Annotated in this window: 24 protein-coding genes; 10 read left to right on the plus strand and 14 right to left on the minus strand. The window is 63.6% G+C overall.

Translation table 11 applies throughout. The features are described from left to right. Positions 1–172: 172 nt before the first annotated feature. From purH to rpe, 3 genes are all read right to left on the minus strand, one after another. Entirely contained in the window at positions 173–1,765 is a 1,593-nt protein-coding gene (gene purH / locus ACLIMP_RS03775; protein ID WP_324697630.1) for a bifunctional phosphoribosylaminoimidazolecarboxamide formyltransferase/IMP cyclohydrolase, read from the minus strand. 111 nt (positions 1,766–1,876) lie between these two features. Then, entirely contained in the window at positions 1,877–3,745 is a 1,869-nt protein-coding gene (locus tag ACLIMP_RS03780; RefSeq protein WP_292636979.1) for a heparinase II/III family protein, read from the minus strand. A gap of 128 nt (positions 3,746–3,873) precedes the next feature. Next, positions 3,874–4,536 (minus strand): ribulose-phosphate 3-epimerase, encoded by a 663-nt coding sequence (gene rpe / locus ACLIMP_RS03785; RefSeq protein WP_132469364.1) that lies wholly within the window; start codon positions 4,534–4,536, stop codon positions 3,874–3,876. Positions 4,537–4,859: 323 nt separating this feature from the next. On the opposite strand from rpe, the gene ACLIMP_RS03790 reads away from it, so the two are divergent. After that, positions 4,860–5,354, plus strand: coding sequence for a DUF2141 domain-containing protein (locus ACLIMP_RS03790; RefSeq protein WP_054441125.1), 495 nt, complete (start codon positions 4,860–4,862; stop codon positions 5,352–5,354). A 4-nt stretch (positions 5,355–5,358) separates the two neighbouring features. Here ACLIMP_RS03790 and ACLIMP_RS03795 read toward each other — a convergent pair whose 3' ends face one another. Genes ACLIMP_RS03795 through ACLIMP_RS03805 form a run of 3 tightly spaced genes read right to left on the minus strand, consistent with a single transcriptional unit; the run spans position 5,359 to position 8,142 of the window. Next, on the minus strand, positions 5,359–6,132 hold the full coding sequence (locus tag ACLIMP_RS03795; RefSeq protein ID WP_324697634.1) for a nucleotidyltransferase family protein: 774 nt from the start codon (positions 6,130–6,132) through the stop codon (positions 5,359–5,361). Then, positions 6,129–7,043 carry a hypothetical protein gene (locus ACLIMP_RS03800; protein WP_324697636.1) on the minus strand — a complete coding sequence of 305 codons (915 nt, stop codon included), beginning with the start codon at positions 7,041–7,043 and terminating at the stop codon, positions 6,129–6,131. Before ACLIMP_RS03800 ends, ACLIMP_RS03795 begins: the two co-directional genes overlap by 4 nt. A 52-nt stretch (positions 7,044–7,095) precedes the next feature. Beyond that, complete coding sequence (locus tag ACLIMP_RS03805) at positions 7,096–8,142, minus strand: diacylglycerol/lipid kinase family protein (protein WP_054441119.1); 1,047 nt, start codon at positions 8,140–8,142, stop codon at positions 7,096–7,098. A 171-nt stretch (positions 8,143–8,313) separates the two neighbouring features. Here ACLIMP_RS03805 and ACLIMP_RS03810 point away from each other — a divergent pair, with 171 nt between their 5' ends. From ACLIMP_RS03810 to ACLIMP_RS03820, 3 genes are read left to right on the plus strand one after another with little or no spacing between them, the layout of a single operon-like run. After that, positions 8,314–9,450 carry a CDP-alcohol phosphatidyltransferase family protein gene (locus ACLIMP_RS03810; RefSeq protein ID WP_324697640.1) on the plus strand — a complete coding sequence of 379 codons (1,137 nt, stop codon included), beginning with the start codon at positions 8,314–8,316 and terminating at the stop codon, positions 9,448–9,450. Positions 9,451–9,463: 13 nt separating this feature from the next. Further along, positions 9,464–9,892, plus strand: coding sequence for an HIT family protein (locus tag ACLIMP_RS03815; RefSeq protein WP_185998266.1), 429 nt, complete (start codon positions 9,464–9,466; stop codon positions 9,890–9,892). Positions 9,893–9,905: 13 nt separating this feature from the next. Further along, positions 9,906–10,232, plus strand: coding sequence for a YnfA family protein (locus ACLIMP_RS03820; protein ID WP_054441112.1), 327 nt, complete (start codon positions 9,906–9,908; stop codon positions 10,230–10,232). 47 nt (positions 10,233–10,279) lie between these two features. Here ACLIMP_RS03820 and phbB read toward each other — a convergent pair whose 3' ends face one another. Then, entirely contained in the window at positions 10,280–11,002 is a 723-nt protein-coding gene (gene phbB, locus ACLIMP_RS03825; RefSeq protein WP_054441110.1) for an acetoacetyl-CoA reductase, read from the minus strand. 142 nt (positions 11,003–11,144) lie between these two features. Continuing rightward, positions 11,145–11,897, minus strand: coding sequence for a hypothetical protein (locus ACLIMP_RS03830; RefSeq protein ID WP_324697645.1), 753 nt, complete (start codon positions 11,895–11,897; stop codon positions 11,145–11,147). Between the two features lie 275 nt (positions 11,898–12,172). Between ACLIMP_RS03830 and ACLIMP_RS03835 the strand changes: the two genes are divergently transcribed. The 5 genes from ACLIMP_RS03835 (at position 12,173) to ACLIMP_RS03855 (ending at position 18,384) form a co-directional block, all read left to right on the plus strand. Then, positions 12,173–12,640 (plus strand): DUF3576 domain-containing protein, encoded by a 468-nt coding sequence (locus ACLIMP_RS03835; RefSeq protein ID WP_054441108.1) that lies wholly within the window; start codon positions 12,173–12,175, stop codon positions 12,638–12,640. A 72-nt stretch (positions 12,641–12,712) separates the two neighbouring features. After that, positions 12,713–15,244, plus strand: a complete 2,532-nt coding sequence (gene leuS / locus ACLIMP_RS03840) for a leucine--tRNA ligase (RefSeq protein ID WP_324697647.1) — start codon at positions 12,713–12,715, stop codon at positions 15,242–15,244. Positions 15,245–15,315: 71 nt separating this feature from the next. Then, positions 15,316–15,753, plus strand: coding sequence for an LPS assembly lipoprotein LptE (lptE, locus tag ACLIMP_RS03845; protein WP_165913267.1), 438 nt, complete (start codon positions 15,316–15,318; stop codon positions 15,751–15,753). A 24-nt stretch (positions 15,754–15,777) separates the two neighbouring features. Then, positions 15,778–16,836, plus strand: coding sequence for a DNA polymerase III subunit delta (holA, locus tag ACLIMP_RS03850; RefSeq protein ID WP_324697649.1), 1,059 nt, complete (start codon positions 15,778–15,780; stop codon positions 16,834–16,836). A 147-nt stretch (positions 16,837–16,983) separates the two neighbouring features. Continuing rightward, on the plus strand, positions 16,984–18,384 hold the full coding sequence (locus ACLIMP_RS03855; RefSeq protein WP_054441101.1) for a sugar transferase: 1,401 nt from the start codon (positions 16,984–16,986) through the stop codon (positions 18,382–18,384). Positions 18,385–18,450: 66 nt separating this feature from the next. Here the strand turns inward: ACLIMP_RS03855 and ACLIMP_RS03860 are convergent, their stop codons facing one another. From ACLIMP_RS03860 to ACLIMP_RS03880, 5 genes are all read right to left on the minus strand, one after another. After that, the gene (locus ACLIMP_RS03860; protein ID WP_324697653.1) at positions 18,451–21,198 is read right to left on the minus strand and encodes a right-handed parallel beta-helix repeat-containing protein; all 2,748 of its coding nucleotides are present in this window, start codon (positions 21,196–21,198) and stop codon (positions 18,451–18,453) included. A gap of 26 nt (positions 21,199–21,224) precedes the next feature. Continuing rightward, positions 21,225–21,680 carry a hypothetical protein gene (locus ACLIMP_RS03865; RefSeq protein WP_443478049.1) on the minus strand — a complete coding sequence of 152 codons (456 nt, stop codon included), beginning with the start codon at positions 21,678–21,680 and terminating at the stop codon, positions 21,225–21,227. 102 nt (positions 21,681–21,782) lie between these two features. Further along, positions 21,783–22,289, minus strand: coding sequence for an LptA/OstA family protein (locus ACLIMP_RS03870; RefSeq protein ID WP_054441093.1), 507 nt, complete (start codon positions 22,287–22,289; stop codon positions 21,783–21,785). Further along, on the minus strand, positions 22,286–22,933 hold the full coding sequence (gene lptC / locus ACLIMP_RS03875; protein WP_054441090.1) for an LPS export ABC transporter periplasmic protein LptC: 648 nt from the start codon (positions 22,931–22,933) through the stop codon (positions 22,286–22,288). Before lptC ends, ACLIMP_RS03870 begins: the two co-directional genes overlap by 4 nt. Before the next feature lie 18 nt (positions 22,934–22,951). Then, the gene (locus tag ACLIMP_RS03880; RefSeq protein ID WP_054441088.1) at positions 22,952–23,575 is read right to left on the minus strand and encodes a ribonuclease D; all 624 of its coding nucleotides are present in this window, start codon (positions 23,573–23,575) and stop codon (positions 22,952–22,954) included. 94 nt (positions 23,576–23,669) lie between these two features. On the opposite strand from ACLIMP_RS03880, the gene ung reads away from it, so the two are divergent. Continuing rightward, the gene (gene ung, locus ACLIMP_RS03885) at positions 23,670–24,359 is read left to right on the plus strand and encodes a uracil-DNA glycosylase (protein ID WP_324697662.1); all 690 of its coding nucleotides are present in this window, start codon (positions 23,670–23,672) and stop codon (positions 24,357–24,359) included. Positions 24,360–24,401: 42 nt separating this feature from the next. On the opposite strand, the gene ACLIMP_RS03890 is transcribed toward ung, so the two are convergent. Next, positions 24,402–24,710: a putative quinol monooxygenase gene (locus tag ACLIMP_RS03890; RefSeq protein ID WP_324697664.1), complete on the minus strand. Its 309-nt coding sequence runs from the start codon at positions 24,708–24,710 to the stop codon at positions 24,402–24,404. Between the last annotated feature and the right edge of the window lie 117 nt (positions 24,711–24,827).

The raw sequence follows: 24,827 nt of genomic DNA on the forward strand, positions 1-24,827 counted from the left end.
AACTGCAGCCCATTCTGCGATGAGTTGTGATTCTGCCGCGACGAAGGGCGGGAACCGTCACAATTTGGTCAATGTTCTCGCGTGGCGCCTGAGCGCGCTGCGCCGCGCAGTTTCCTACACGCGGGCAAGGAAGGCGAGGGTAACATCCTCGCCTTCCTGCCGTTTCGGTCCCTCAGTGCTTGAAGTGGCGCATGCCGGTGAAGACCATCGCCAGGCCCGCTTCGTCGGCCGCGGCAATGACTTCGTCATCGCGGATCGAGCCGCCCGGCTGGATCACGGCGGTGGCGCCCGCCTCGGCAGCGGCCAGCAATCCGTCCGCGAAGGGGAAGAAGGCGTCCGACGCCACAGCCGAACCCGCCGTGCGTGCCTGGGCCCAGCCGAACTTCTCGGCGGCTTCCGCGGCCTTCATCGCGGCGATGCGCGAGGAATCGCGGCGGTTCATCTGGCCCGCACCGATGCCGGCGGTGATGCCGTCCTTGGCATAGACGATCGCGTTGGACTTGACGTGACGGGCCACGGTCCAGGCGAACAGGCAGTCCTTCAGTTCCTGCTCGGTCGGCGCGCGCTTGGTCACGACCTTGAGATCGTCGAGGCCAATGGCTCCGTTGTCGCGGTTCTGCACCAGCAGGCCGCCGGTGATCTGACGCACGAGCAGGCCGGCGCGGCGCGGATCGGGCAGTTCGCCGGTGAGCAGCAGGCGCAGGTTCTTCTTCTTGGCGAAGAAGGCGCGGGCTTCCTCGTCGGCGTCAGGTGCGACGACGACTTCGGTGAAGATTTGGCAGATCGCTTCCGCCGTGGCGCCGTCGAGCGTGGTGTTCACCGCGACGATGCCACCGAAGGCCGAAACGTCGTCGCAGGCCAGCGCACCCTGCCAGGCATCGAGCAGGGTTTCGCCCTGAGCGACGCCGCAGGGGTTGGCATGCTTGACGATGACCACGGCGGGCTGCTGGCCCTTGAACTCGGCAGCCAGCTCGAAGGCGGCGTCGGCATCGTTGTAGTTGTTGTAGGACAGTTCCTTGCCCTGCACCTGCTCGCTCTGGGCCAGACCCTTGGTGAAAGGGCCGACCGGGGTGTAGAGCGCGGCCTTCTGGTGCGGATTCTCCCCGTAGCGCAGTTCGGTCGAAAGACGGCCGTTGACGCTGATCATCTCGGGGAACTCAAGGCCCTGGTCGGCGAAGGCGAACCACTGAGAGATCATCGAATCGTAAGCGGCGGTCTGCGCGAAGGCGCGCGCCGCCAGCAGTTTGCGGAAGGCCAGCGTGGTGCCGCCATCGGTGGTCTCCAACTCGGAGAGCAGGCCGGCATAGTCCTTGGGATCGGTGACGATGGCGACGAAGGCATGGTTCTTCGCAGCGGAGCGGACCATCGATGGGCCGCCGATGTCGATGTTCTCGATCACTTCGTCACGGTCGGCACCCTTGGCCACGGTCGCTTCGAAGGGGTAGAGATTGACGATGACGAGGTCGATCGCGCCGATCTCGTGATCGGCCATGGCCTTGGCGTGCTCCGGGTTGTCGCGCACGGCCAGCAGGCCGCCGTGGACCTTGGGGTGCAGCGTCTTGACGCGGCCGTCCATCATTTCGGGGAAATTGGTGAGGTCTGAAATGTCCTTCACCTCGAGCCCGGCATCGCGCAGCGCCTTGGCGGTGCCGCCGGTCGAAACCAGTTCCACGCCGCGCGCGGCAAGCGCCTTGCCGAGGTCGGCGAGGCCGGCCTTGTCGGAAACCGAAAGCAGTGCGCGGCGAATCGGGACGATATCGGTCATTGAAGGGCCTCTCGCGAATGGGGCGGGCAAAGGATTTGCGCGCCCTCTAGGTCGGCAGAGCCGAGCCTGCAAGGTGGCTAAGGCACAACCCGTGGCGTGCCTTGGACAAAATCACCCCATTTTCTTGAGAAGCCACCCGAAATTCCCGCCGCCGCGGGAAACCATGCCCTGAATCACGAGCTGCTGCGTTGCCTGCGGGCGGCCCTGGCCGTCGACCCATAGCGAATCCTCGACGGTGACTTCGCCGGCGGCGCTGCGGAATTGCCAGTAGCTGCCGTCAGGCAAGGCGAGGCCAGCCCCCTGTCCGTCCGCCGTCAGCCCCACTTCTACTCGTGGGCCCAGATGGAAGCGGATCGCGAAGCCGACCTTGCCGCGCTTGCCCTTGCGATTGGCGGGCAGGAGCAGATCTTCGCCGCGCAGTTCGGTGCCGTCGTCACGCAGGATCAGGATGCGGCGGTGAGTGAGGCCGTAGCGAGCCTCGTAGCCATTGTGGCTGGCCTCGAGGCGGGTGGCGTTGCCGCCGTTTTCCTGCACGAGCGTCTTGCGGTCGACATCAACCTCGCTGACACCCGATCCGATCGCGCCGTTGATGAGCACGGCCGTGGAATTGGCGTCGTCCAAAGTGAGCGTGGAATGCGCCGCAGTCGCACGGAGGCCTTGTTCGAGCCGGACCGGCACCAGTCCGCCGCCACTGGCGGAACCCCCGCAATTCACGATCAGGCGGTGCCCGCCGTGAGACATTTCGAAAGCCAGGGTCGAGGCGCAGCCGTGACGGGCGTGTGCGGGCAAAGGAGGCGGCGCGGTGTCGAACTGGAGGATGGACTTGTGGGCGAGCACGCGTTGATAGCCCCACTGCCTCACGTCGCGCAGCGGACGGGTCCGGACGCCGGTGGCGCGAACGAGGGCGTTCACGTCATCCCCGTCGACAGCCCAGCCGCCCTGCCAGGAGCCCAGCGATCCATCGCCATGAGTCAGGGCCAGCAGCGGCGGGATCAGCATTTCGATGACGCGCTCGACCGCCTTGGGCGCGTCCCGGCGGGTTGCGTGATAGCAGTTGCGCAGGCGGACGAGCAGCGCGATGGCTTCCATTTGCGCAACCGGGCTGCGGGAAAGCACGCCGCCGTCGTCGCCCATCAGTTCGCCGAGCGACTTGACCAGCCCGGCTTCGCCATAGAGCCGGCGCGGCCGTCCATCGGGCAGGAGCAGCCCCGCCGCGACGATGGCGGACCAGCCTGCCACTTCGGCAAGGCCGTCCTCTGCATTGTGGACGTGGCGATCGAGCCAGCGCGCGGTATCCGAGATATGCGCCAGCGTGCGGTTGCGCAGGGCCTTTTCGCCCGAAAGAATCAGTGGCGCGTGCGCCAGCCAGTTCATCAGGCGGGCGCCGGTATTGCCGACGGCCCAGGCGGGGCCCTTGCCGGGTTTGCCGGGGGGCTTGGGGTTGGCCTGGAGCCAGGCGGTAAGGATGCGCTCGGCTACGGCCGTGCCTTGCTCACGGGGGGCGCAGGCTTCAAGGTCGGTGAGCCAGGAAAAGCTGTGAACCACGCGTTCGAGCGGCGGGGTGACGCGGGCGGCACCGGCATAGTCGACTTGCGCGATCGGTGTCTTGGCGCCGTGAATCAGGAAGTGACCGGCGCGCAGTGCGGTGCCCGCGGCGACATGGCCGGGAAGCGTATTGTTGACGGTGGCGAGGAGGCGGGTGCGTGCCTTCTTGCCCATGGGCGCCGAGAGCATCGAGCCGGGAATGCCGAGTCGGTAGGCAAAACGGATAAGGCGTTCGCCGGGGCCGACGGAGGGGGGCGAGAAGTCGGCAAGCGCGAGAGCGCGGCCACTTTCAATGTGCGCAACTTCGACTTTCGCCTCGCCGCCCACCGTGCGGGGCGAGAGGAGATCGGATTCATCGGCTGCGAATGCGGAGATATCGGTGATGTCCGGCTCCTGCCGGTCCAGGGCGGTTGATCCGCTCACATTCTGGTTCAAGACACCCTCCTCGCTCCGGTCCATCCGGGCCTAGCTCCCGCCCATCGGGGAAATGGCCCGAAGTCCCCCCAGGTTCCCGCGCGGGAACCCGGCTGGGTGTCTGGGGTCACTGTTTCAGTCCGTCCCCGTCAGGCGAGTCCCTTCAGGGCGCGAATGTTCGCGGCATATTGCGTAGGTCCGCCGCGGAAAGTGGCGGAACCGGCGACGAGCACGTCGGCGCCTGCCGAAACGCAAAGCGGTGCGGTCCTGGCATCGACGCCGCCGTCCACCTCGAGGCGAATGTCGCGGCCGGACTTGTCGATCATCTTGCGCACGGCCTCGATCTTGCGAAGCTGGCTGGAGATGAAGCTCTGGCCGCCGAAGCCCGGGTTTACGCTCATGATCAGGACCAGGTCGATGTCGTCGATCAGATAGTCGAGCATCTTGGCGGGCGTCGCGGGATTGAGCGAAATGCCGGCCTTCTTGCCGAGATTGTGGATCGTCTGCACCGTGCGGTGAACGTGCGGTCCGGCCTCGGGATGGACGGTGATGTAGTCGGCACCCGCTTCCGCGAAGGCTTCGAGGTAGCTGTCGACCGGAGAGATCATCAGGTGCACGTCGAACACCTTGGCCGAATGGGGGCGCAGGGCCTTCACCACGGCAGGACCGATGGTGATGTTCGGCACGAAGTGACCATCCATGACATCGACGTGGATCCAGTCCGCGCCGGCTTCGTCGATCGCGCGAACTTCCTCACCCAGGCGGGCGAAGTCGGCGGACAGGATGGAGGGCGAGATCAGCGGCGTGGTCATGGTGGAAAACGGTACTCCTCGATGTGAAGGATAGGCCACCACATCTGGGGGGTACAAGCGCCCCACTGGCCGTTTTCCACACGCCATATGGAGGTCGCCCGTAAATCCACCAGGTGGCGGCGGGTGAGCAGCCGGCAGCACCGGGGAACCGGCACGTGATTGAGCCATTGTGAACTGCCAATTCAGAGTGCATTCACGGCCTCGATGGCAGTGCGGCGCCAGAAAAATCACGCAGTTGCGCGCGCTTCAGCCAGGCCGTGCGTGCTGCGCAGAGCGTTATGGAACCGGAGATGAGTGTGACGTTCCCCAAGGCCCCCTTCCCAATGAACAGGCGTTCGGGCGTGCTGCTGGCCGCGGCCGGTTTGGCCGCCCTGGCGGTATCCGCTCCTGCTGCCGCGCAGTACCGCGACGAAATCCGCAACGACATGAGCCAGTGCCGAGCCGGTGGCGGACCGTCGATCATGGTGACGGTGGATGGCATCAAGTCCTCTCAGGGGAAGCTGAGGGTGCAATCCTACCGCGCGACTTCGGCCGAATGGCTTTCCAAGGGCAAGTGGCTGAAGCGTATCGAGGTTCCGGCAAAGGCGGGATCGATGACGTTCTGCGTGCCGGTTTCCGCTGCGGGATCTTATGGAATCGCGGTCCGCCATGACGTCAATGGCAATGGTTCGACCGATATCAGCACTGATGGCGGCGCCATGTCCAACAATCCGTCGATCAACATCTTCAACCTCGGCAAGCCCAGCTATACCAAGGTCGGCGTGCCGGTGGACGGCAAGGAAGTGAAATCGATCCGCATCCAGATGCGCTACATGTAACGGATCAGGACTGGCCCCCGGCCTCCCGTCGCTGCGCCAGTATTCCGCGCGCGTCGACCAGGTCGGAGGGCTTGTCCACATCGACTGCGGCCAGCCCGTCACGCGCTGCCACCAGGCTGGCCCTTATGCCGATCTTCGTGCCCAGGCTGCCGAGGGCGGCTGCGAGGGTCAGTCTGCCCAGCGCGTAGCTCAGCAACATGCCGAGGCCGAGGCGGGCGGCTATGCGCCAGGGGCGTTTGCGGTCCGCCTCCACCAGTTTCCAGGTCTTTATCGCGCTTTCGGCGCGCTTTGAGTTGAGCAGAAACAAGTTGCAACCCGACCAGTGCCCGTCCGCAAAGCGCAGATATGTGCGCCGGGAACCGGGCATGGCGGCCTCGATCGCCTGACGCCGGGCGAGCAGGATGGCGACATCGGCATCTTCGGGCGTGTCGAGAAGGAAGTCGCTGACCCATTCCCCGCGCAGCAGGGCGTGATCCGCCGTGGTGATGAGCATCGGCGCACCCAGCCGTACAAAACCGGCGGCGACGCTTGCGCTTGGCCCGGCTTCGGCAGGGATTACCTCGCAATTCAACATTTGCGCCAGCGCCACGACGGCAGGATCGTTGGCGATGACGGCCACACGCTCGATCCCGGCATCACGGAGCGCATGGGCGACATGGGCGAGCATCGGCTGGCCTTCCAGTTTGACCAGCGCCTTGTGGCTGACTCCCTCGGACGCGGCGACAGGATCGGGCGCGCCGGGGCGAGAACCTGCGAGGATGAGCGCGGCGGGCTTCATGCCGGCTTGCGCTCCATTGCCTTCTTTGTGCGCCACACGTGCCAGAGCACGCCGGGAGCCGCGAGAACCGGATGGCGTTCGCGCCAGGGGGTTATGGTGACAGGTACGCCTGTGTGACGTTCGATCTTCCACGCGGCATAGCGGGCCGCACCGTCGAACGTCGTGGATGCCTTGAGCAGGCGGAGCACGTTGTAAGGCTTGCCGAGGCGCTGGCGGCGCTTCCACCAGTTCAAGGCACGGTTACGCTCCCGAGCCGCAAGGGCAGGGCGGATCGTTCCCTTGGGTTCCCGAGTGAAATCGATGCCGTCGGCGGTCAGCGCCAGGGGGAGCAGGCCGTCGAAATGCCCGCGATTGACGGCGAGGATCGAATCCTCCCGCCCGGCCTTCTCGACGCGGAATTCGGCCGCGTATGTCGCCCTGAACAGCGCCCGCCAATAGTCTTCCGCCGTTCCCGCTTCCGGTCCCAGAGAAACCGCAAGCCGGGTTGCAATGCGGGCGGCGCCGGAGACCGCTTCGGCAACGGGGCCGATCGCGGCTTCGTCGCGCAGCCAGGCCAGGCCGCAGGGCTGGACGAAGCGGGCCCATATGGTGGTGTCGAGCAGTTCGCCGGCGGCGGCGGCGCGGAAGGTTTCCAGAGCCATGGTCGCGACCTTGGCGCGCAGGGGAATGCCTTCGAACGTCCACTCATGATAGCTGACGCGAGGCCAGATCTTCTCGATCTGGGGGCCTTCGGTGAGGACGTAGAAATCCAGAACGCCTTCAAGCGAGCCCGTGCGCAGGTTGGAGCCGTAGAACAGCACCGCCACGGCGTTGCCTGCTGCAAGGGCGAGGCGCTGCGCGAAGGCGCGGATTTCGGGTTCGATCGGGCGCTGGATGGCCTTGCGGACGCGTCCTTCGAGATCTTCGGTCATGACGTCATGCTCGGGCAGCGGCGCCCGGAAATCAAGCGCCGGAAAACTGTTTTCAGGGGACCACGAACGTCAGTTGCGGGCCTTCCTCAAGCACGTAATCGCCGCCCGGGAACGCTTCGCCATCGAGGATGAAGGAGCCGTCCAGTTCAAGATCGACGGCGCTGGCGCAGAAACGATGAACGCCGCGCCGTTCAAGAAACTTGCCCCAGAACCCGAACAGAACCGCCGGAAGCAGGGCAATGACCCAGCGCACCGGCCAGTCGATAACACCCAGCTTCATGCCCGGGGCCACGTCGCTGCCGAAGGGGCGGGCGCCGAGCGGGAAACGCTCGAACGTCGTTGCGACGGCCATGAAGCGCTCGTCCGAACGGCCTGGCCCTTGATAAGGCAAGTCGCGGCCGGTGTGGCGGTTCACCAGACGGGTGGGCGTGCAGGAACGCCATGGGTTGCCGGCACGGCCGAACAGGGTCTGGATGATGCCCCAAAGGACCGTCAGGCCCACGGCAAAGCTGTTGAACGCGCCCCGGCGGTGCGCTTCCTGGCCAGCCTCGGTGGCGAGCGCGAATGCCCCGGTGCCGAGGATGAAGCCCTGAATGCAACCGTTGCTGTCATCCCTCGAGGAAATCCGCAGGGGACGGCGGGTCAGCTTGTTGCCCTTGTGCGCCGCGGCGAGAGCTTCGGCGAGCGACCATTGGTTAGGTAGGCCAAGATCGATGGCGAGCGCATTTGTCTTTCCCTTGGGAAGGACGATGAAGGTCGGCCATTCCTCACCGAAGATATCTGCGCCGCAGGTCAGAACGTCGCGCACCGTTCCGTCTCCGCCGTCCACCACGAGATAGTCGATCCCGCGGCGGGCGAAGCTTTCGAGCACGCCGTAGAGATCCGTGCGGGTGCGCGGCGTTTCCGTAAGGATGTTGGAACAGTCCGCCATCTCGGGCGCGTGGCCCTTGTTGCGGTGGCTGCGAGGATTGCGGATGATACCTACGAGAGGCACGGCGCGGCCCCGCTGGGCTGAACGCGCCAGGCTGGCCGATTTGCGCCGGCCGTCATGCTCACCGGATGTCGGCAGCGTTTCGAATTCGTAAATGGTTCCGTACACGGGGGCCTATGTAGGCATCCCGAGCCGAAAAATCATCAGGAAACATCAACTGACACATTAAGGTTACAGTTCTATGGCGGATTAGCGCCACTTGCAAGACCCTCAATTTCCTGCGCGTTCTGTGCAACTCGCAAGATTGCCAGTGGAGGCGTGACATATTACGGCCGGTCCATGGTCGAAAATGACACTCCCCCTCTCGTCGTCAATATCGGCGAAAACCCCGTTCAGCTCTGGGGTCTTACGATGGCCGAGCGCGTCGCGCGCATCGCGCGCGCGAACGGACTGGTTCCCGGCTCTACCGTTCCTGCAGGCCCTGCGGTTCTTTCGAACGCCGCTTTTGCGTGGGATCCGGCGTGGTTCAAATACATCACCACGCGCCCCGGCATGGTGCTCACGCTCGGCGGTGTCCCCGCGCTCGCTTATGCGGCCGATGCAGATCAGGCCTCCCGAGTCGCGGAGGCGATGAGATCGGGCACTCCGCTTGGCGATCCACCGGGACTCGATGTGGTTGCCTTCGAGAGTGGCCCCACCGTGGAAAACAAGCAGCTTCGCAAGCGCGAGACGCCGTTTCTCATGGCGCTTGACGCTGAGACCGTGCGTCCGATCGAAAGGGCCAGCTACTTCGGGGCCTACAAGGGCGTCACCGATGTACTGACCAAATACCTCTGGCCGGAATGGGCCCTGGTACTGACGCGCGTCTGCGCGAAGCTGCACATCACGCCGAACATGGTCACCGCCGTCGGCGCGGTGTTCTGCGTGGCCGCGACCTTCCTCTTCGCCTACGGGCACTATTGGCTCGGAATGGCGCTGGGCCTCGTGTTCATGGTTCTGGACACCGTTGACGGCAAACTGGCCCGCTGCACGATCACGTCTTCGGAATGGGGTAATGTTGCGGACCACGGCATGGATCTCGTCCATCCACCGTTCTGGTGGTGGTTCTGGGCAACCGGCCTCGCTACCTGGGGCCTGGCCTACGATACGACTACCTTCTGGTGGGTGCAGGGAGCGATCCAGGGCGGATACGTTGTTCAGCGCCTGATCGAAGGCGTGTTCATGAGGCAGAACAGCCTGATGCACATTCACGTCTGGCGCAAATTCGATAGCCGGTTCCGGCTCATCACGGCCCGTCGCAACCCCAACATGGTGATCCTGTTCGTCGCCATGCTGTTCGCGCGACCGGATCTTGGCCTGATCGCCGTGGCGTGGTGGACCGCGATTTCCTGCCTCGTTCATGCCGTGCGCCTGGTGCAGGCCTGGATCGTTCGGGCGCGGGGCGGCCAGATCACCTCGTGGTTGGCGGAAACCTGAAGGAGCGTCGGTAATGAACGGGACGATGGAAAAGTTCGGCTATCCGGCCACGCTCGTCGCCGAATTCGATCACTGGGTGGTGCTGGCAAGGCCTGCCCAGCCGACGCTGGGTTCGCTGGTACTGGCGGCGAAGTCGGAGGCCACCGCGTTCGGTGATCTCGCCGCCGAAGCACATGCCGACCTGAAGATCGTGACCGCCGCGATCGAAAGCGCGTTGGGCAAGGCGGTTTCCTATGCCCGAATAAACTACCTCATGTTGATGATGGTGGACCCTCACGTCCATTTCCATGTGATCCCGCGTTACGAAGGTACCCGCGAATGGAAGGGGCGGGAGTTCGTCGACTGTGGCTGGCCCAAGGTTCCCGACCTGGGACATGCGGTTTCGCTGGAAGGCCCGGACCTTGCCGAACTGGTCAAGTGGCTCAGGCAGGCGTTCGGCTGAAGGCACGCAGGCCGTGCTGTCAGTCCTGATCTACGTCGGTGCGGCGCTTGCCGAGATCGGCGGGTGCTTTGCCTTCTGGGCCTGGTTGCGCATGGGAAAGTCGCCGCTCTGGCTCATTCCCGGCTGCATGTCGCTGGCGATCTTCGCCTGGCTGCTGACGCTGGTCGAAAGCGATCATGCCGGGCGTGCCTATGCGGCTTACGGCGGAATCTACATAGCCTCCGCGCTGCTGTGGCTCTGGCTGGCGGAAGGTGTGAAGCCGGATCGCTGGGATATGGGAGGCGCCGCGCTTTGTCTTGTCGGGGCGGCAGTGATCCTGTTCGGACCGCATCGGGGATAGTTGCGTATCAGGCGACGGCCGGGCCCCCGCCTGATACGCGTAACGCCTCAATACATGTGTTGGCCGCCGTTGATGCTCAACGTCGATCCCGTCACGAACGCTGCATTTTCCGAGCAGAGGAACGCGCAGCCGCGAGCGATTTCGTAAGCGCTGCCGAGGCGGCCGACGGGAATCTTCGCCACGATCTTCTCAAGGACCGGTGCGGGAACGGCTGCCACCATGTCCGTGTCGATGTAGCCGGGCGCGATGGCGTTGACGGTGACGCCGTACTTGGCGCCTTCCTGCGCCAGGGCCTTCGTGAAGCCATGGATGCCGGATTTGGCTGCGGCGTAGTTCACCTGGCCATATTGTCCGGCCTGGCCGTTGATCGAGCCGATATTGACGATGCGACCCCAGCCGCGATCCCGCATTCCGGAAAACGTGGCCTTGGCCATGTTGAAGCAACCGCCAAGATTGATTCGCATGACTTCGTTCCAGTCGTCGAAGGTCATCTTGTGAAGCACGCCGTCACGGGTGATGCCCGCGTTGTTGATGACGATGTCCACGGGACCGACTTCTTCGGTCACCCTTGCCACGCCCTCAAGCGTGGCTTCGTGGTCGCCGACGTCCCACCGGTAGGCAGGGATTCCGGTCCGTTCCGTAAAGGCCTTTGCCTTCTCTTCATTGCCTGCGTAATTTGCAACTACGGTGTGACCCCGTTCCTGGAGGGCCAGTGAAACAGCCTCCCCGATACCCCTGGTCCCACCGGTAACGATAGCAACGCGCGCCATAGAAAGCCTTTCGCCTTTTAGTGAAGCATCCACCACCTGCAGTGCTATGGAAACCAGCCGCGCAGGGCAAGCCGAAGCCCATCGCTCCCGGAGCTTATTTGCGGCGAATTGATTGAGAGAAGTGCAATTATGGCTGCACGGATCAGAACCTGAATTGGGTTCCTACGTACACTGCCTGACTGTCCTGGCGGCCATCGGTGAGGGGAACAAGGCGTTCCCGCTCTTGCGAATAACGCAGGCCGGCAGTGACATCGAGATTCTCGGTGACGCGGTAGGCGCCCCCCAGATCGACTTCGCCCGCTTCACCCGAGAACGTGCGAGGGGCGCGACCTGCCACATGCTTTTCATCGATCGAGATTCGGGGGCTGAAGCGCGATTCCTTCTGGTCGACCGTTCCGGCCTGAAGGCTGAATTTCTTCAACTCTGGCGCATCGGAAAGCCCCTTGCCCAAGGCTTGCGGCGCCGTTTCGGGGGCAAAGTTCTGATAGCCGCGCGCCACGCCGAGATTGAAGGCGTTGGGAGCTATGCGAAGGGGCCCGACATCCTTGTCGGTGCGGGCGATCTGAAGGCGGTTACGCACGATAATCGCCTTCGCCGCTTCCGGATCGAAGCGAACGGCAACCGTAACCGCGCGTTCGAGGCGGCCCGGAGGTGCTGCCGGAGTGAAGGGAAACGGTTGACCTTTGGCAAGAGAGCGCATGGCGATGGCGCGCGACAGGTTTTCTGGAGAGGTCTCCGGATCGAGCGAATCGACCGATTTCTCCGTCTGCGCGGTCTTGAAATTGGTGGTGAACGCAAGAACGGCGCTGGGAAGGGCAAGCACGGTCACGCAGCAGGCCAGCAAGAGGCCGGTCTTCATTCCGCCTTTCGACGCGCGTGTTGCTTCGGCTTCCATTGCGAAATTCCCGCCTTGCCTTTCCATCTCGCCGGTTCACGATCCTGTTGCGGGATCGGCGTCCCACCGTTCCGCGATCTTTCAGGCTTGCAACTTAACACAGCCTGATCGCGGATGGGAGAGGGGCGTTCAGCATGCGTTTAGCCTTGCACCCGTTATGGCGGCAAGCTGATGCAGCCGCACTTGCCGCCCGGGCAACGGCGGCTATAGAGGCGTTTCACGGCAGGTTTACCGGAAGTCCGGCGAACGCGCCAAGACAGGAACTGGGAATTACGATGACAGGCAGCACCCATACCGGCCTTCTCTCCGCTCGATCGCTGGCGACTGCGGGCTTTTGCGCCGTCGCGGCGCTTGCGCTGGCCGGTTGCGGCGGTGGCAGGAAGCAGGTCCAGTCCTCGATCGCCCCTTCGGCGGTGACGACGATCGGCGTGAACAGCTACCTGTGGCGGGCCAGCCTCGATTCGCTCTCGTTCATGCCGCTGCTCCAGTCGGACAGCGCCGGCGGCGTCATCGTCACCGATTGGTACACCAATCCCAAGGAACCCAACGAGCGCGTCAAGATCACGGTGATGATCCTCGACAAGGACCTGCGTGCCGACGCCCTGCGCGTGACCGGCCAGCGCGAAGTCTCGACCAACGGCGTCTGGGCGCCGGCGCCGGTTCAGGCTGCAACGGTGCAGAAGCTTGAGGACATCATCCTCACCCGCGCCCGTGACCTTCGCCGCAATTCGATCGGCGGCTGATAGTTTTTTCATACGCGGCACCGGCCGGTGCCGCGAAATTGCGGGAATATGCCCGCAGGAGACTCGATTAAGATGACCGAGCGGTTCGATCCGGCTCAGGCGGACACGCGCTGGCAGGCTGCGTGGGACGACGCGCAGTGTTTCAAGGCGGACGATACCTCGTCGAAGCCGCGCAGCTTCGTGCTTGAGATGTTCCCCTATCCTTCGGGGCGCATCCATATCGGCCACGTGCGCAATTACACGATGGGCGACGTGCTGGCGCGCTACAAGCGCATGACAGGCCATGAAGTGCTCCACCCGATGGGCTGGGACGCGTTCGGCATGCCCGCCGAAAACGCGGCCATGGAAAAGGGCGTCCACCCCGGCGGCTGGACGCGCGAGAACATCGCCAACATGAAGGCGCAGTTGAAGCGCCTGGGCTTTGCGCTCGACTGGAGCCGCGAGATCGCCACCTGCGAGCCGGAATACTACGGCCACGAGCAGGCGCTGTTCCTCGATCTCTACGCAAACGATCTGGTTTACCGCAAGGAATCGGCGGTGAACTGGGATCCGGTTGACATGACCGTGCTCGCCAATGAACAGGTGATCGACGGGCGCGGCTGGCGCTCGGGCGCGCTGGTGGAGAAGCGCAAGCTCTCCCAGTGGTTCCTCAAGATCACCGACTTCGCCGACGAACTGCTGGACGGTCTCTCCACGCTCGACAAGTGGCCCGAGAAGGTCCGCACGATGCAGGAGAACTGGATCGGCAAGAGCCAGGGCCTGCAGTTCAAGTTCGACCTGACTGCCGAAGTCGGCGGTATCGGTTCGGTAGAAGTCTACTCGACCCGTCCGGACACGATCTTCGGTGCCAGCTTCGTCGCCGTCGCCGCCGATCACCCGATCGCGCAGGCGGTTGCGCAGGGTCGTCCCGAGGTCGAGGAATTCATCGCGCTGTGCAAGCAGGGCGGCACTACTGCGGCCGAACTCGAAACCGCTGAAAAGCTGGGCTTCGATACCGGCGTGAAGGCCAGGCACCCGTTCACGGGCGCCGAACTGCCGGTGTTCATCGCCAACTTCGTGCTGATGGACTACGGCACCGGCGCGGTCATGGCCGTTCCCGGTCACGACCAGCGTGACTTCGAATTCGCCACCAAGTACCAGTTGCCGATCCTGCGCGTCGTCGCGGCGAGCGAAGCCGATGCCGACAAGCCGTTCGACGGCGAGTCCGAGGCCGGTGATGGCGTCTGCGTCCATTCCGACTTCCTCAACGGCATGGCCGTGAAGGACGCCAAGGCCGCCGTCATCGCGCGCGCCGAGGCCGAAGGTTGGGGTGAGGGCAAGACCGTGTGGCGCCTGCGCGACTGGGGCGTCTCGCGCCAGCGCTATTGGGGCACGCCGATCCCGTTCATCCACTGCGAGGTTTGCGGCGTGGTGCCGGTGCCCAAGAAGCACCTGCCGGTCACGCTGCCCGAGGACGTCGATTTCTCGACCCCCGGCAACCCGCTCGTTCGCCACCCGACCTGGAAGCATGTCGATTGCCCGCAGTGCGGCCACGCCGCGCGTCGCGAAACCGACACGCTCGACACTTTCGTCGACTCTTCGTGGTACTTCCTGCGCTTCGCCAGCCAGCCGGAGGATCGTCCGTTCGATCCGGCCAAGATCGCCGAATGGCTGCCGGTGGAACAGTACATCGGCGGTATCGAGCATGCGATCCTGCACTTGCTCTACGCGCGTTTCTGGACGCGCGCGCTGGCCCGCATCGGCAAGGTCGAGGTGAAGGAGCCCTTCGCCAGCCTGTTCACGCAGGGCATGGTCACGCACGAGACCTACTTCCGGATCAACGATGCCAACGGTCAGCCGATCTACTTCTCGCCCGGCGAGATCGACCGGACCTCGGACGGTGCGACGCTGAAGGCTGACGGTGCCGCCGTCGAAGTCGGCCGCGTCATCAAGATGTCGAAGTCGAAGAAGAACGTCGTCGACCCCGACGAGATCGTCGCGACTTACGGCGCCGACGCGATCCGCTGGTTCATGCTGTCAGACAGCCCGCCGGAGCGCGACCTGCCATGGTCGGAAGCCGGCATCGAGGGCTGCGGCCGCTTCGTGCAGCGCCTCTGGCGTCTGTTCGCCCAGTACGACGCTTCGGCGACGGGCGAGGACAAGGCCATCGACCGCAAGGCCCACCAGACGGTGGCTGCGGTGGCTTCGGACATCGAATCGCTGGGCTTCAACAAGGCCGTGGCGCGCATCTACGAACTGACCGGCGCGGTCGAGAAGGCGGCCCCTTCGGCCAGCCGCTCGAACGCGATCCGCACGCTTCTGCTGCTCGTCTCGCCGATGATGCCGCACCTCGCCGAAGAAGCTTTCGAAACCTTCGGGGAAGGCCTCGTCTCGCAGGCTTCATGGCCGGAAGTCGATCCGGCGCTGCTGGTCGAGGACGAAGTGACCGTGGCCGTCCAGGTGAAGGGCAAGCTGCGCGACACCCTGACCGTGGCCAAGGGCACTTCGAAGGAAGAGCTTGAAGCGCTTGCCCTTGCCAGCGAGAAAGTGCAGCGTGCGCTGGATGGAGCCGAGGTGAGGAAAGTGATCGTCGTTCCCGACCGCCTGGTCAATCTCGTCGCGTGAAGCGTTTCCTGCGCCTTGTCGGACCCGTCCTCCTCGGAGCGGTGACGCTGACCGGCTGTGGCCTCCAGCCGATGTATTCGGGCGGGGGCAGCGGTGCGGTGGCGCGGGGTCTCACAGGCGTACAGGTCGCCGCGATCGAGGGGCGTGCAGGTTGGCTGGTGCGCAATGCGCTGGTCGATCAGCTTGGCTCCGACAAGTCGGACGCCTCACCGCGCTATCGCCTCGACGTGCGTCTTGACGATAAGCTTGAAGGCTTCGCCCTTCTCTCGGACGACACTATCGGCCGTGAACGGCGCACCCTGCGCGCGCGCTACCAGCTTGTTGACCTGTCCAGCAACGAGATCGTGCTGGACGCCACGGCAGGTTCGGATGCGGGGATCGACGTGGTTTCTTCGGACTATGCAACGATCGCGGCCGAGCAGACCGCGCTCGAAAACATGTCGAAGGATGTTGCAAGCCGTATCGTCACGACCGTCGCGCTGCGCTTGCGCGGCGATACGAAGCAGTAATCCGGCAATGCGGGCTGCGGAAAGATGAAGGCGACCCAGAAGGATTTCGGTGGTCTTGCGACCCGCGCTGCTCAGCAGGCGCGGGTCTTCTTCTTTTGCGGACCGGATGAGGCCGGGGCAAGCGACGCTGCCGCCCGGATCGTCTCGCTCCTCCCCGATCCTGGCGAGCGTGTCGAGATGGCGGGCTCCGATCTTCGCAAGGACCCGGTAAGGCTCGGCGACGAGGCGCGTTCAAATTCGCTGTTCGGAGGTACTTCGCGCCACATCTGGGTGCGTGCGCAAGGCGACGAGGCGCATGATGCCGTACAGATCTTGATCGAGAACGAGGTCGATGCCTGTCCGGTGCTGATCGTTGCGACCGGGGCGACCGACAAGTCGCGAACGGCCAAGCTGCTTGCGGCAAGGCCGGATGGGCTGGTGGCCATGTTCTATCCGCCCGATCTCGGCGCTGCGACAAGCGCGGTACGGACCATGGCCAACGGGGCCGGGCTCAAGATGGGCAGCGACCTTGCGGAAAGGATTGCGCGCGCATCGGGTCTGGATACTCGCCTTGCCCGCTCCGAAGTGACGAAGCTGGCGCTCTATCTCGACGCAGGCCCGGAAACGCCGCGACCGGTGACGGCAGCCGACCTCGATGCGGTTGGAGCCTCTACGGAGGACGATGACTTCGGACCCCTGGTCGATGCCGTGCTGGGTGGGCGACGTGAGGCGATTGGTCCGGAACTCAAGAGAATGCGGGACCAGGGGATCAATCCCGTGGGCCTGCTCCTGGCCTTTGAGCGCAGGACAGCGCAGTTGGCCGCGCTCAACGCGCGACTCGGGCGCAGTGGCGATGTAGCGGGGCTGATCGATTCGGAGACCGCTGCCCGCCGGATTTTCTGGAAAGACAAGGCGGCCCTTGGCGCTCAACTCAGGATTTGGCGGGGGAATCGGCTGGAAAGGCTCGTTGCCCGACTTATTGCGTTGCACCAATCGCTGCTTGGGAACAGCCAGGACGCAGAGCTGTTCTTGTCGGAAGGATTGGTCGAAATCGCACGAATTGCGTGTTTGGATGTTAAACACCGGATAAATAGAACAGCTTAACTGAATTTACTTTCCACACACGTGGTGGTGTTCATAAGGGCAAATACCTATTGCGCTGCAACATCGGGCATTATGCCCCTGGCATCGCGACAGGTACTGGACAGGGAGCCTATGGGCGTGAGTTCGGCAATCAGGAGCGTTGAACGAATGAATGCACCATTCGCCATTTCGCCTGAAGCGATACAGCGTTCCGAGGCTGACGAACTCCTTGTTGCGCCTTCGCTGGAGCGTCGACGTCTGCAATGCTACGTCGCCCTGCTTCTGGGCGATATCGTTGCGCTTATCACAGGCTTTGCCGTCGCCGGTCTGCTGTATGACACTGACCAGGGCGCGCAGATGTCGCTCGTCTATGGCCAGGTACTGCTCCCCATCTTCCTGACCCTGGCGTTATACAATGCCGCTTATTCCACCGACGCACTGCGCGATGGCTGGCGCGGCATTTTCCGTGCGGAAATGTCGATGGTCGTGGCGGTTGTCGTGGTCGTGTTCGTGCAGTTCCTGATGAAATCCTCGGCAGAACTCTCTCGCGGAGCCTTCAGCAGCGGCGTCATCTGCGCGATGGCGCTGATCGCCTGGACGCGTCTGCAACTGCGCAGTTTCGTGACATGGCGCTGCGGTACCAACGTCATCAACGAACTGGTGATCGACGATGGCGGTCCGCAATTGCGGATTCCCGGCACCATTCGGGTATCCGCTGCCGCCATGGGGATTCGTCCCAATCTCAAGGACCCGCATTCGCTCGACCGTGTCGGCCTGGTGCTTCGCAACATCGACAGGGTTATCGTCAGCTGCCCTGCGGACCGGCGCATGGAATGGGCGATGATCCTCAAGGGGGCGAATGTCGACGGCGAAGTGCTGGACGATGAAGTGGTACGCCTCGGTGCCCAGGGCGCCCGCGTCGCTGGAAAACATGGTCTGCTGCTGGTTTCGGCAGGACCGCTGGGACTGCGGGAGCGCGCGATCAAGCGGATCTTCGACGTAGCCTTCTCGGGCGCGGCGATCCTCGCCTTGTCGCCCTTGCTGCTGGTCGTGGCGATCGCGGTTAAGCTTCAGGATGGAGGACCGGTGTTCTTCGTCCAGCGCCGGATGGGCCGCGGCAACCGGTTCTTCAATATGTACAAGTTCCGCAGCATGACGCAGACCTTGTGCGACAGCGACGGCAGTGTCTCGGCATCGAAGCAGGACCAGCGGATTACCGCAGTTGGTCGCTTCATCCGCAAGACCAGCATCGACGAACTGCCCCAGTTGTTCAACGTTCTGTTGGGCGACATGAGTCTTGTCGGGCCCCGACCGCATGCCACGGGTTCGCTGGCGGGTGAGAAGCTGTTCTGGGAAATCGACCTGCGGTACTGGCAGCGTCACAGCCTGAAGCCCGGCCTGAGCGGGCTGGCGCAAATTCGCGGCTACCGCGGGGCCACCGATCACGAATCCGATCTGGTGAATCGCCTTCAGTCCGATCTCGAATATCTCGAAGGCTGGACCATCATGCGCGACTTGCAGATCATGTTCCTTACCCTTCGTGTTCTGGTGCACGATCGCGCATTCTGATTGCTGCCAGCCTTCGGTTCCGGCTTTCGGAGGTGCCCGAAGCGTTTCGAGCACCTCCTTTTCCGCTCAGGCTTCGGTCTGCACCGCGGTGACATCCCATTTTAGGTCGGCGCCATTATAGATGGCCGTCGCGTAAGTCGTCTTTCCGGCAGTCGTCGCGATGGGAAGAGCCGCACCGATGGCACGATAGATGGCGTTCCAGGCGACAGCGCGGGTAGTCCCGTTATCCTTGAGACGGAACCGGATCACTTGCCCGTCGAATGGCGAGCCGGTCGGGGCATTGATGGTCAGGGCTGCGGTCAGGGCTGTGCGAATGAAGCTCGATGCAGCCGAAAGATCGGGCGTGATGGTTCCCGATGCCGCGCTGCTGGCCACGTCGGGAGAACATGTGGCGATCGGGGCCCAAGTTACCAGCGGAGCGATGTAGGTCCAGGTCGCGGTTCCGTCTGTTATGGCCGTGCCCGTGCCGCTGGGACCGCTGCCGGTTGCAGAAGTGCCGGCGATCGTGCAGCGATAGACGCTGGTTCCGACATAGCGGATATCCCCGATCACATAAGCCGTGGTGCCCGCCCAAGCGAGGTTGGTATCCCAGCCATGGTCAAGCGCGACCCGGGCGATCACGCCGCCCAAAGCCATTGTGGCGCCCGATTCAAGCCGGGTCCCCCGGCATATGCCCCCCAGGGAGCCGATGGATGATGTTGCCGGAATCGGGAGCGACTGGGTGATCCCCGTGCTGCGATTGCCACTATAGAAGACGCGGACGCGCCCCTTGCTGGGCGTGAGATCCGTGATCGTGTCGAAGACGTTGTCCGCCACCATGACGTTACTGTAGTTGGAACCGTTCTGGTATTCGTAGCCGAGGTGATAGGTGATCGCGGAGGCCAGATCTTCCACACGGTTGCCCCGAAGCTCCGACCATGCTCCCGAATTGGCGTAGCAATAGGAAGCGATGCCGACCGATCCGGCCGGGAGCGAGCAACCCGGCAAAGTCTTCAGGGTATTGTCGATGATCCGCCCGGTCGACTGGATCAGGCGCTTGGCTGCGGAAGTTGCGAGCGGTGCGGAGTCGAACTCCAGCAGGTTGCCCTGAACGATGGACTTGTTGCCGATGCTGGCATCGAGGATGCCCACGTTGCGCAGGACATTGTTCGACACGACCATCGATCGCATCGCGGTGTCGCCCTTGATCCAGCCGAGGTCATGATCGCCTTCGTAGATGCAGGTATTTCCCGTCCATAGAACGCGGTCCGCATCGTCCAAGGTGTCGAAGCCGGCAAGCTTGGTGTCGAAGAAGGTGTTGCCGCGTTGATAGCGAATGGAACTGACGGTTCCTTCGAGGCTACCGATACCCTCGGTCCCGACCAGTTCGACAGTGACTTCATCGATGACGACGATGCCGTAATAGGCTTGTGTCAGCGCCGTTCCCACAGCGCCGCTCTTGGTTCGGATGTTGACAAGCTGATCGCTACCGAAGCCATGGCTGGCTGCCGTCACCAATCGAACCCGGCCATCGGTGCCGGCGCTGGAAGCGACGGTCACGCTGCTCATGTATCCGGTCTGGTTGAAGATTGCGGCGATGTTCTTCGCCCGTTTGGTTTGGATCAGGACGTTGTTTGCGAAGACGTTGTTGAGCGAGGCGTAGAAGATGGAAGTGCAGAAATTGCCCGCATTGCGGACGAAGTTGCCCGTTACGGTGCAGTTGAAGCAGCCCTCCAGGTCCAGAGCTGTATCGAGCACATCTTCCACGACATTGCCGGTGATGGTCATGCCGTCGCCGTTGTTGCCGTAGATGGCGCCGTTCGTTCGGCACAGGTAGTTGCCTGTAATCTGGACGTTGCGCACCCGACGCGCCATCCAGACTTCACCACCTTCCGCACTCGGTGCACCGCCGCCCCACCATGAGACCTTGCCGCCTCGAAATACGTTGCCGGTAATCGCCACGTCCTTGACGAATTCAAGCCGTACGAGCGACGCGTTGTACCGGCCGCTATCGCCGTAATTGTTGGCGATGACGATGTTCGAGGAAAGGTCGCCGAAATCCGGCCCGGACGAGAAGCCTGCCGTCACGGCGGGATCGACGCCGACACCTTCGTCGCCGGCCACGCCGTTTGCCGACTTGTATAGGCCGCGAATGTCGGCACCGTGGGTAATGGATACCCCGCCCGTGTTCACCAGCCGGTTTCCGACGAACCAGAGGAAACGGATATTGGCCGCGAACAACGCAATGCCGACATTGGAAACGTCGCCCTCGAATGCGCAGTTTTCGATGCGGATGTGTTCGTAGAAAGAACTGAACGCTTCTGCCGCGCTGACATTCTGGTTGACGTTGAAGAAGTTGGCATCGCCTGCGTTAACCAGATGGATGCCCGAGATCGTGCACTTCGGAGTGAGCGCGATCGCCTTCACGAGCCTGAACTTGCGGCCCTTCTCGGCCGTGAGCGTGAAGCCCTCGGGATAAAGTGCGTGCATGGTATCTACGGCTTGCTGCAGCAGTGCCGAATTGTCGGTCACGCCGTCCCCCCGGCAGCCGAACCATTCGATCATGGCCACGGGGCCGGGCGTGCGTTCCCAAGCCCCCAGCGCTCCACTCGGCGTTTCGCCGGGAGGCACGTAGATACCGCGATTAGGGTCTGCCTGCACCTTTGCGGACATGTCCCCATTACGCCAGGTGAAGCTGCCCTCCCGTCCTCCTTCGGCCAGATAGGCGCGCTGACGCTCGGACAGGCTGGCCAGTTCGTTGCGGTCGAGCGATATGCGCTGGGTCGTTTTTCCGATCCTTGCGGCCAGTCCGCGAGCGACGACGTCCATGCTCATGATGAGATCTCCTGATCGTGCCGTGGTTACTGTGCGAGGCGATAGACGAGGGTGCCCGAGGCGAGGGTTATGTCGAGATAAAGCGCGGCTCCATTCTCTTCCTCGGTCCACACCTGTTCGCAGGCATTGGCGGAGAACGTCGCCCACGGCGTGCCGGCAACGGTCACGGCGTTGCGCGTCGCGCCGGCGTCCGTTGATCGGCGCAGACTGACCGTGCCGCTCCACGTGCCGGAGAGCGCTAGGACTACGGGGCGCGACAGGGCGGGAACGAAGGGCCCGGCAACGATGGACTGGGATGTCGAGCCGGACAGCGCATTGGCAGCCGCTGCCGCCACATTCCGTACGAGGAGAGGGTCGCCGGCAGCGACGCTTACAGGCAGGGGGGAGGTGTTACGGACCGTCGCAAAAGCTCCGGCTTCGTCGGAAAATCCGATCGCGAAAGCCGGGGCATAACCTGCGGGAACTGCTATGGGATTGCTCATCGGGGCTCCTTTCAATGAGGAAGGCCCGAATCCAGATACGCATCACGAGGGGTGTAGGAAAATTCTTTCGGCAGTGCGCCTTCAGGAAACTACCAGAATCGGTCAGTTTTTCTTCTTGGGCACATTGAAGGTGCCCTGCACACGGCCGCCGGAGGCTGAAGAGACCCCGCTCTTGAGATCCATCACGAACCGGCCGCCGCGAAGCGTATCGCCGCTGCCGCGCTTGAGCGTGGCATTGCCGACCATCGTGATGATGCGCTGGTTGAAGTCGTAGATCGCGGTATCGCCCGTGGCGATCTGGTCCTGGCGGGTGACGACGACGTTACCGCTGGCGGTGATGCGCTGGACCTGATTTCCCGCAGTGTAATCCATCACGGTTCGCGCCGCACGCAGGCGCAGATCGGCCTGGGTGATATCGACATTTCCGGTCAGCACGACGCGGCCCTGCTTGTCCTGAAGCTCGATCCGATCGGCCCCGAAATCGACGGGCGCATCGGAGTTGTGGCCGGAAATCCCCTGCGCACCAAGCTGCTGGCCAGCGGCGAACAGGGCAAGCCCGATCACGGGCGCGGCAATGGCGATACGAAGAAGGCGGGGGCGGGGCGTCATTGGGGTATCCTCAGCTTGCCGGGCGTTATGCGCATCCGGGCATTGCCTTCAAGCGTTACGGTGCGGTTTTCGAGGTCGGCGTGCATGGCATCGGCCTTGAAAGGACCGGAGGGCATGGTGCCCTGAACGCCGCCGGAAGCGACCGCGGTCTTGTTCTTGATGTCGACGTCGACCTTGCTGGTGGTCATGGTGTAGCCATCGGCGGCCTTGAAGTTCACCGGGCCATCCACCGCCATCGTATCGTTGTCGAAATTGTAGGCGCCGCGCGGCGCGACGATATCTGCCGGGCCATCGCGCATGCTCATCTTGGCGACGAGCTGCTGCATTTCGACGATCGGAATTTCAGGCGATCGCTGGACGGCGGTGCCGGCGGTCACCACGAAATCGCGGCCCAGATTGTCCTGGCCTCGATAAGCGGCGTTGGACACGGCGATCCGCTCCCCGGTCGTATCGACCTTGTTGCGGTCCAGCAGGAAGCTGATCTCACCGCGAGGGGAGAGCGGAACCAGGATCATGACGGCGGCAACCAGGCCGATACCCGCAGGCAGGGCCTTGGACAGAAATGCCACCATGCGATCGTGCGAACCGCCGGGCGCGGCGAAGTGCCGGCGGCGGTTACGGACCTGGTTGGCTTCGACCGACATCGCTGGTTGCGCTCCCGATCAGGCGGCTTCGTGGCTGAAGATATCGTGGTTGGGCCAGCCGGCAAGGTCGAGCCGGGCGCGTGCGGGCAGGAAGTCGAAGCAGGCCTGCGCGATTTCGGTACGGTTCTCTCGTGCAAGCCGCACGACCAGAATCTCATGCATGGCGTGCAGATAGCGCACGTCCGAGGCGGCATAGTCCTTCTGCGCATCGGTGAGCTCAGCCGCACCCCAGTCGCTCGACTGCTGCTGCTTCGATACTTCCTTGCCCAGAAGCTCGCGCACGAGGTCTTTCAGACCGTGGCGATCGGTGTACGTGCGCACCAGCTTGCTAGCGATCTTGGTGCAGAACACCGGCGCGGCCGTGACGCCGAGGTAATGTTCGATCGCAGCGAGGTCGAAGCGGGCGAAGTGATAGAGTTTCAACCGCGAGGGATCGGCCAGCACCGCCTTCAGGTTCGGCGCGGCAAAGTCGCTGCCGGGCGCAAAGCGGACGAGATGCTCGTCGCCTTTTCCGTCGGAAATCTGGACCACGCAGAGGCGGTCGCGCGGGGTGATCAAACCCATCGTTTCAGTGTCGACAGCGACGGGTCCCGGCGCAAGCACGCCCTCGGGGAGATCTTCTTCGTGGAGATAGACAGCCATGGTCCGGAAATGCTTAGGGACTGGGCCTGCGTTAGGCAATGGGCGGATGGTCCGGGATGCCGGTTACCGCCGACAAATCGGGAGTATGGCGCGAATGGAAACTTCAGTAGCCATGCAGAGCGTGCCGCCATCGTGGCAATCTGCGCTCGGCCCCGTGCTGGATTCCCCCGAATCGCGCCAGCTCGGTGAATGGCTGAATGCCGAGGAAGCAGCAGGGAAACGGATTTTCCCACCGCGCGGAAGTCGTTTCAGCGCCCTGGAACTGACACCGCTCGGCGAAGTCCGTGTCGTCATCCTGGGGCAGGATCCCTACCACGGCGCCGGGCAGGCACATGGGCTGGCCTTTTCCGTCGCCCATGGCGTGCGGGTCCCGCCGTCGCTGGTCAACATGTACAAGGAACTGGCCACCGATTGCGGCATTGCCGCGCCGGGACACGGCAACCTCGAACACTGGGCCCGGCAAGGCGTACTTCTGCTCAACAATGCGCTGACGGTCGAAGAGGGGCGGGGAGGATCGCACCAGAACAAGGGCTGGGAAGCGATCACCGATGCCGCCGTCGCGGCGGTTGCGGCCAAGGAGGAGCCTTGCGTGTTCCTGCTCTGGGGCAATCACGCCAGGAAGAAGGCGATGCGGGTGCCGGGGCTCGCTTCGAGCCATCACCTGGTGCTGACGGCACCGCATCCCAGCCCGCTCTCGGCCTACGCGGGATTTTTCGGGTGCCGGCATTTCAGCAAGGCGAATGCGTTTCTCGAAGCGAACGGACGTGGGCGGATCGACTGGTAGGTTTGCCACCTGGCGCCCCGGATCACGTTCGGGAGAAGGGGGTCAGGCAGCCCGGCCTGGAATGGCTTCGTCCATGACGTAATGGCTCATTGTGCCGCCCACGCCCAGATCGCCAAAGGCGGCGCGAAAGCGGCCGAAGCTGTCGAGCTTGCGCGCGGAATCGTGCGCTTCCATCGAGGTCCACACGACGTTGAACGTGAACTTCGACGGGTTTTCCACACCTCGGCCGAAACGGATCGAAACAACGCCTTCGCAGGCGGAGAGTTGTTCCAGCCCGACCTCGCGCATGGCGGCGGAAAAGGCTTCCTCCGTGCCGGGGCGGACTTCTATCTCGGCGATTTCCAGCAGCATCAGGTCATTCTCCCATTCGCCCGCCAAACTCCCCGAGCGTGTTCGCGAGGTCAACGCGGATGCGCCAGAAATCGCTGCCGCGTCGGAATCCTCAGTTCAAACGAAAAGGGCGCCCGC

Origin of the sequence: Novosphingobium aeonii (assembly GCF_052279045.1) — a bacterium.
Lineage (GTDB): Bacteria > Pseudomonadota > Alphaproteobacteria > Sphingomonadales > Sphingomonadaceae > Novosphingobium.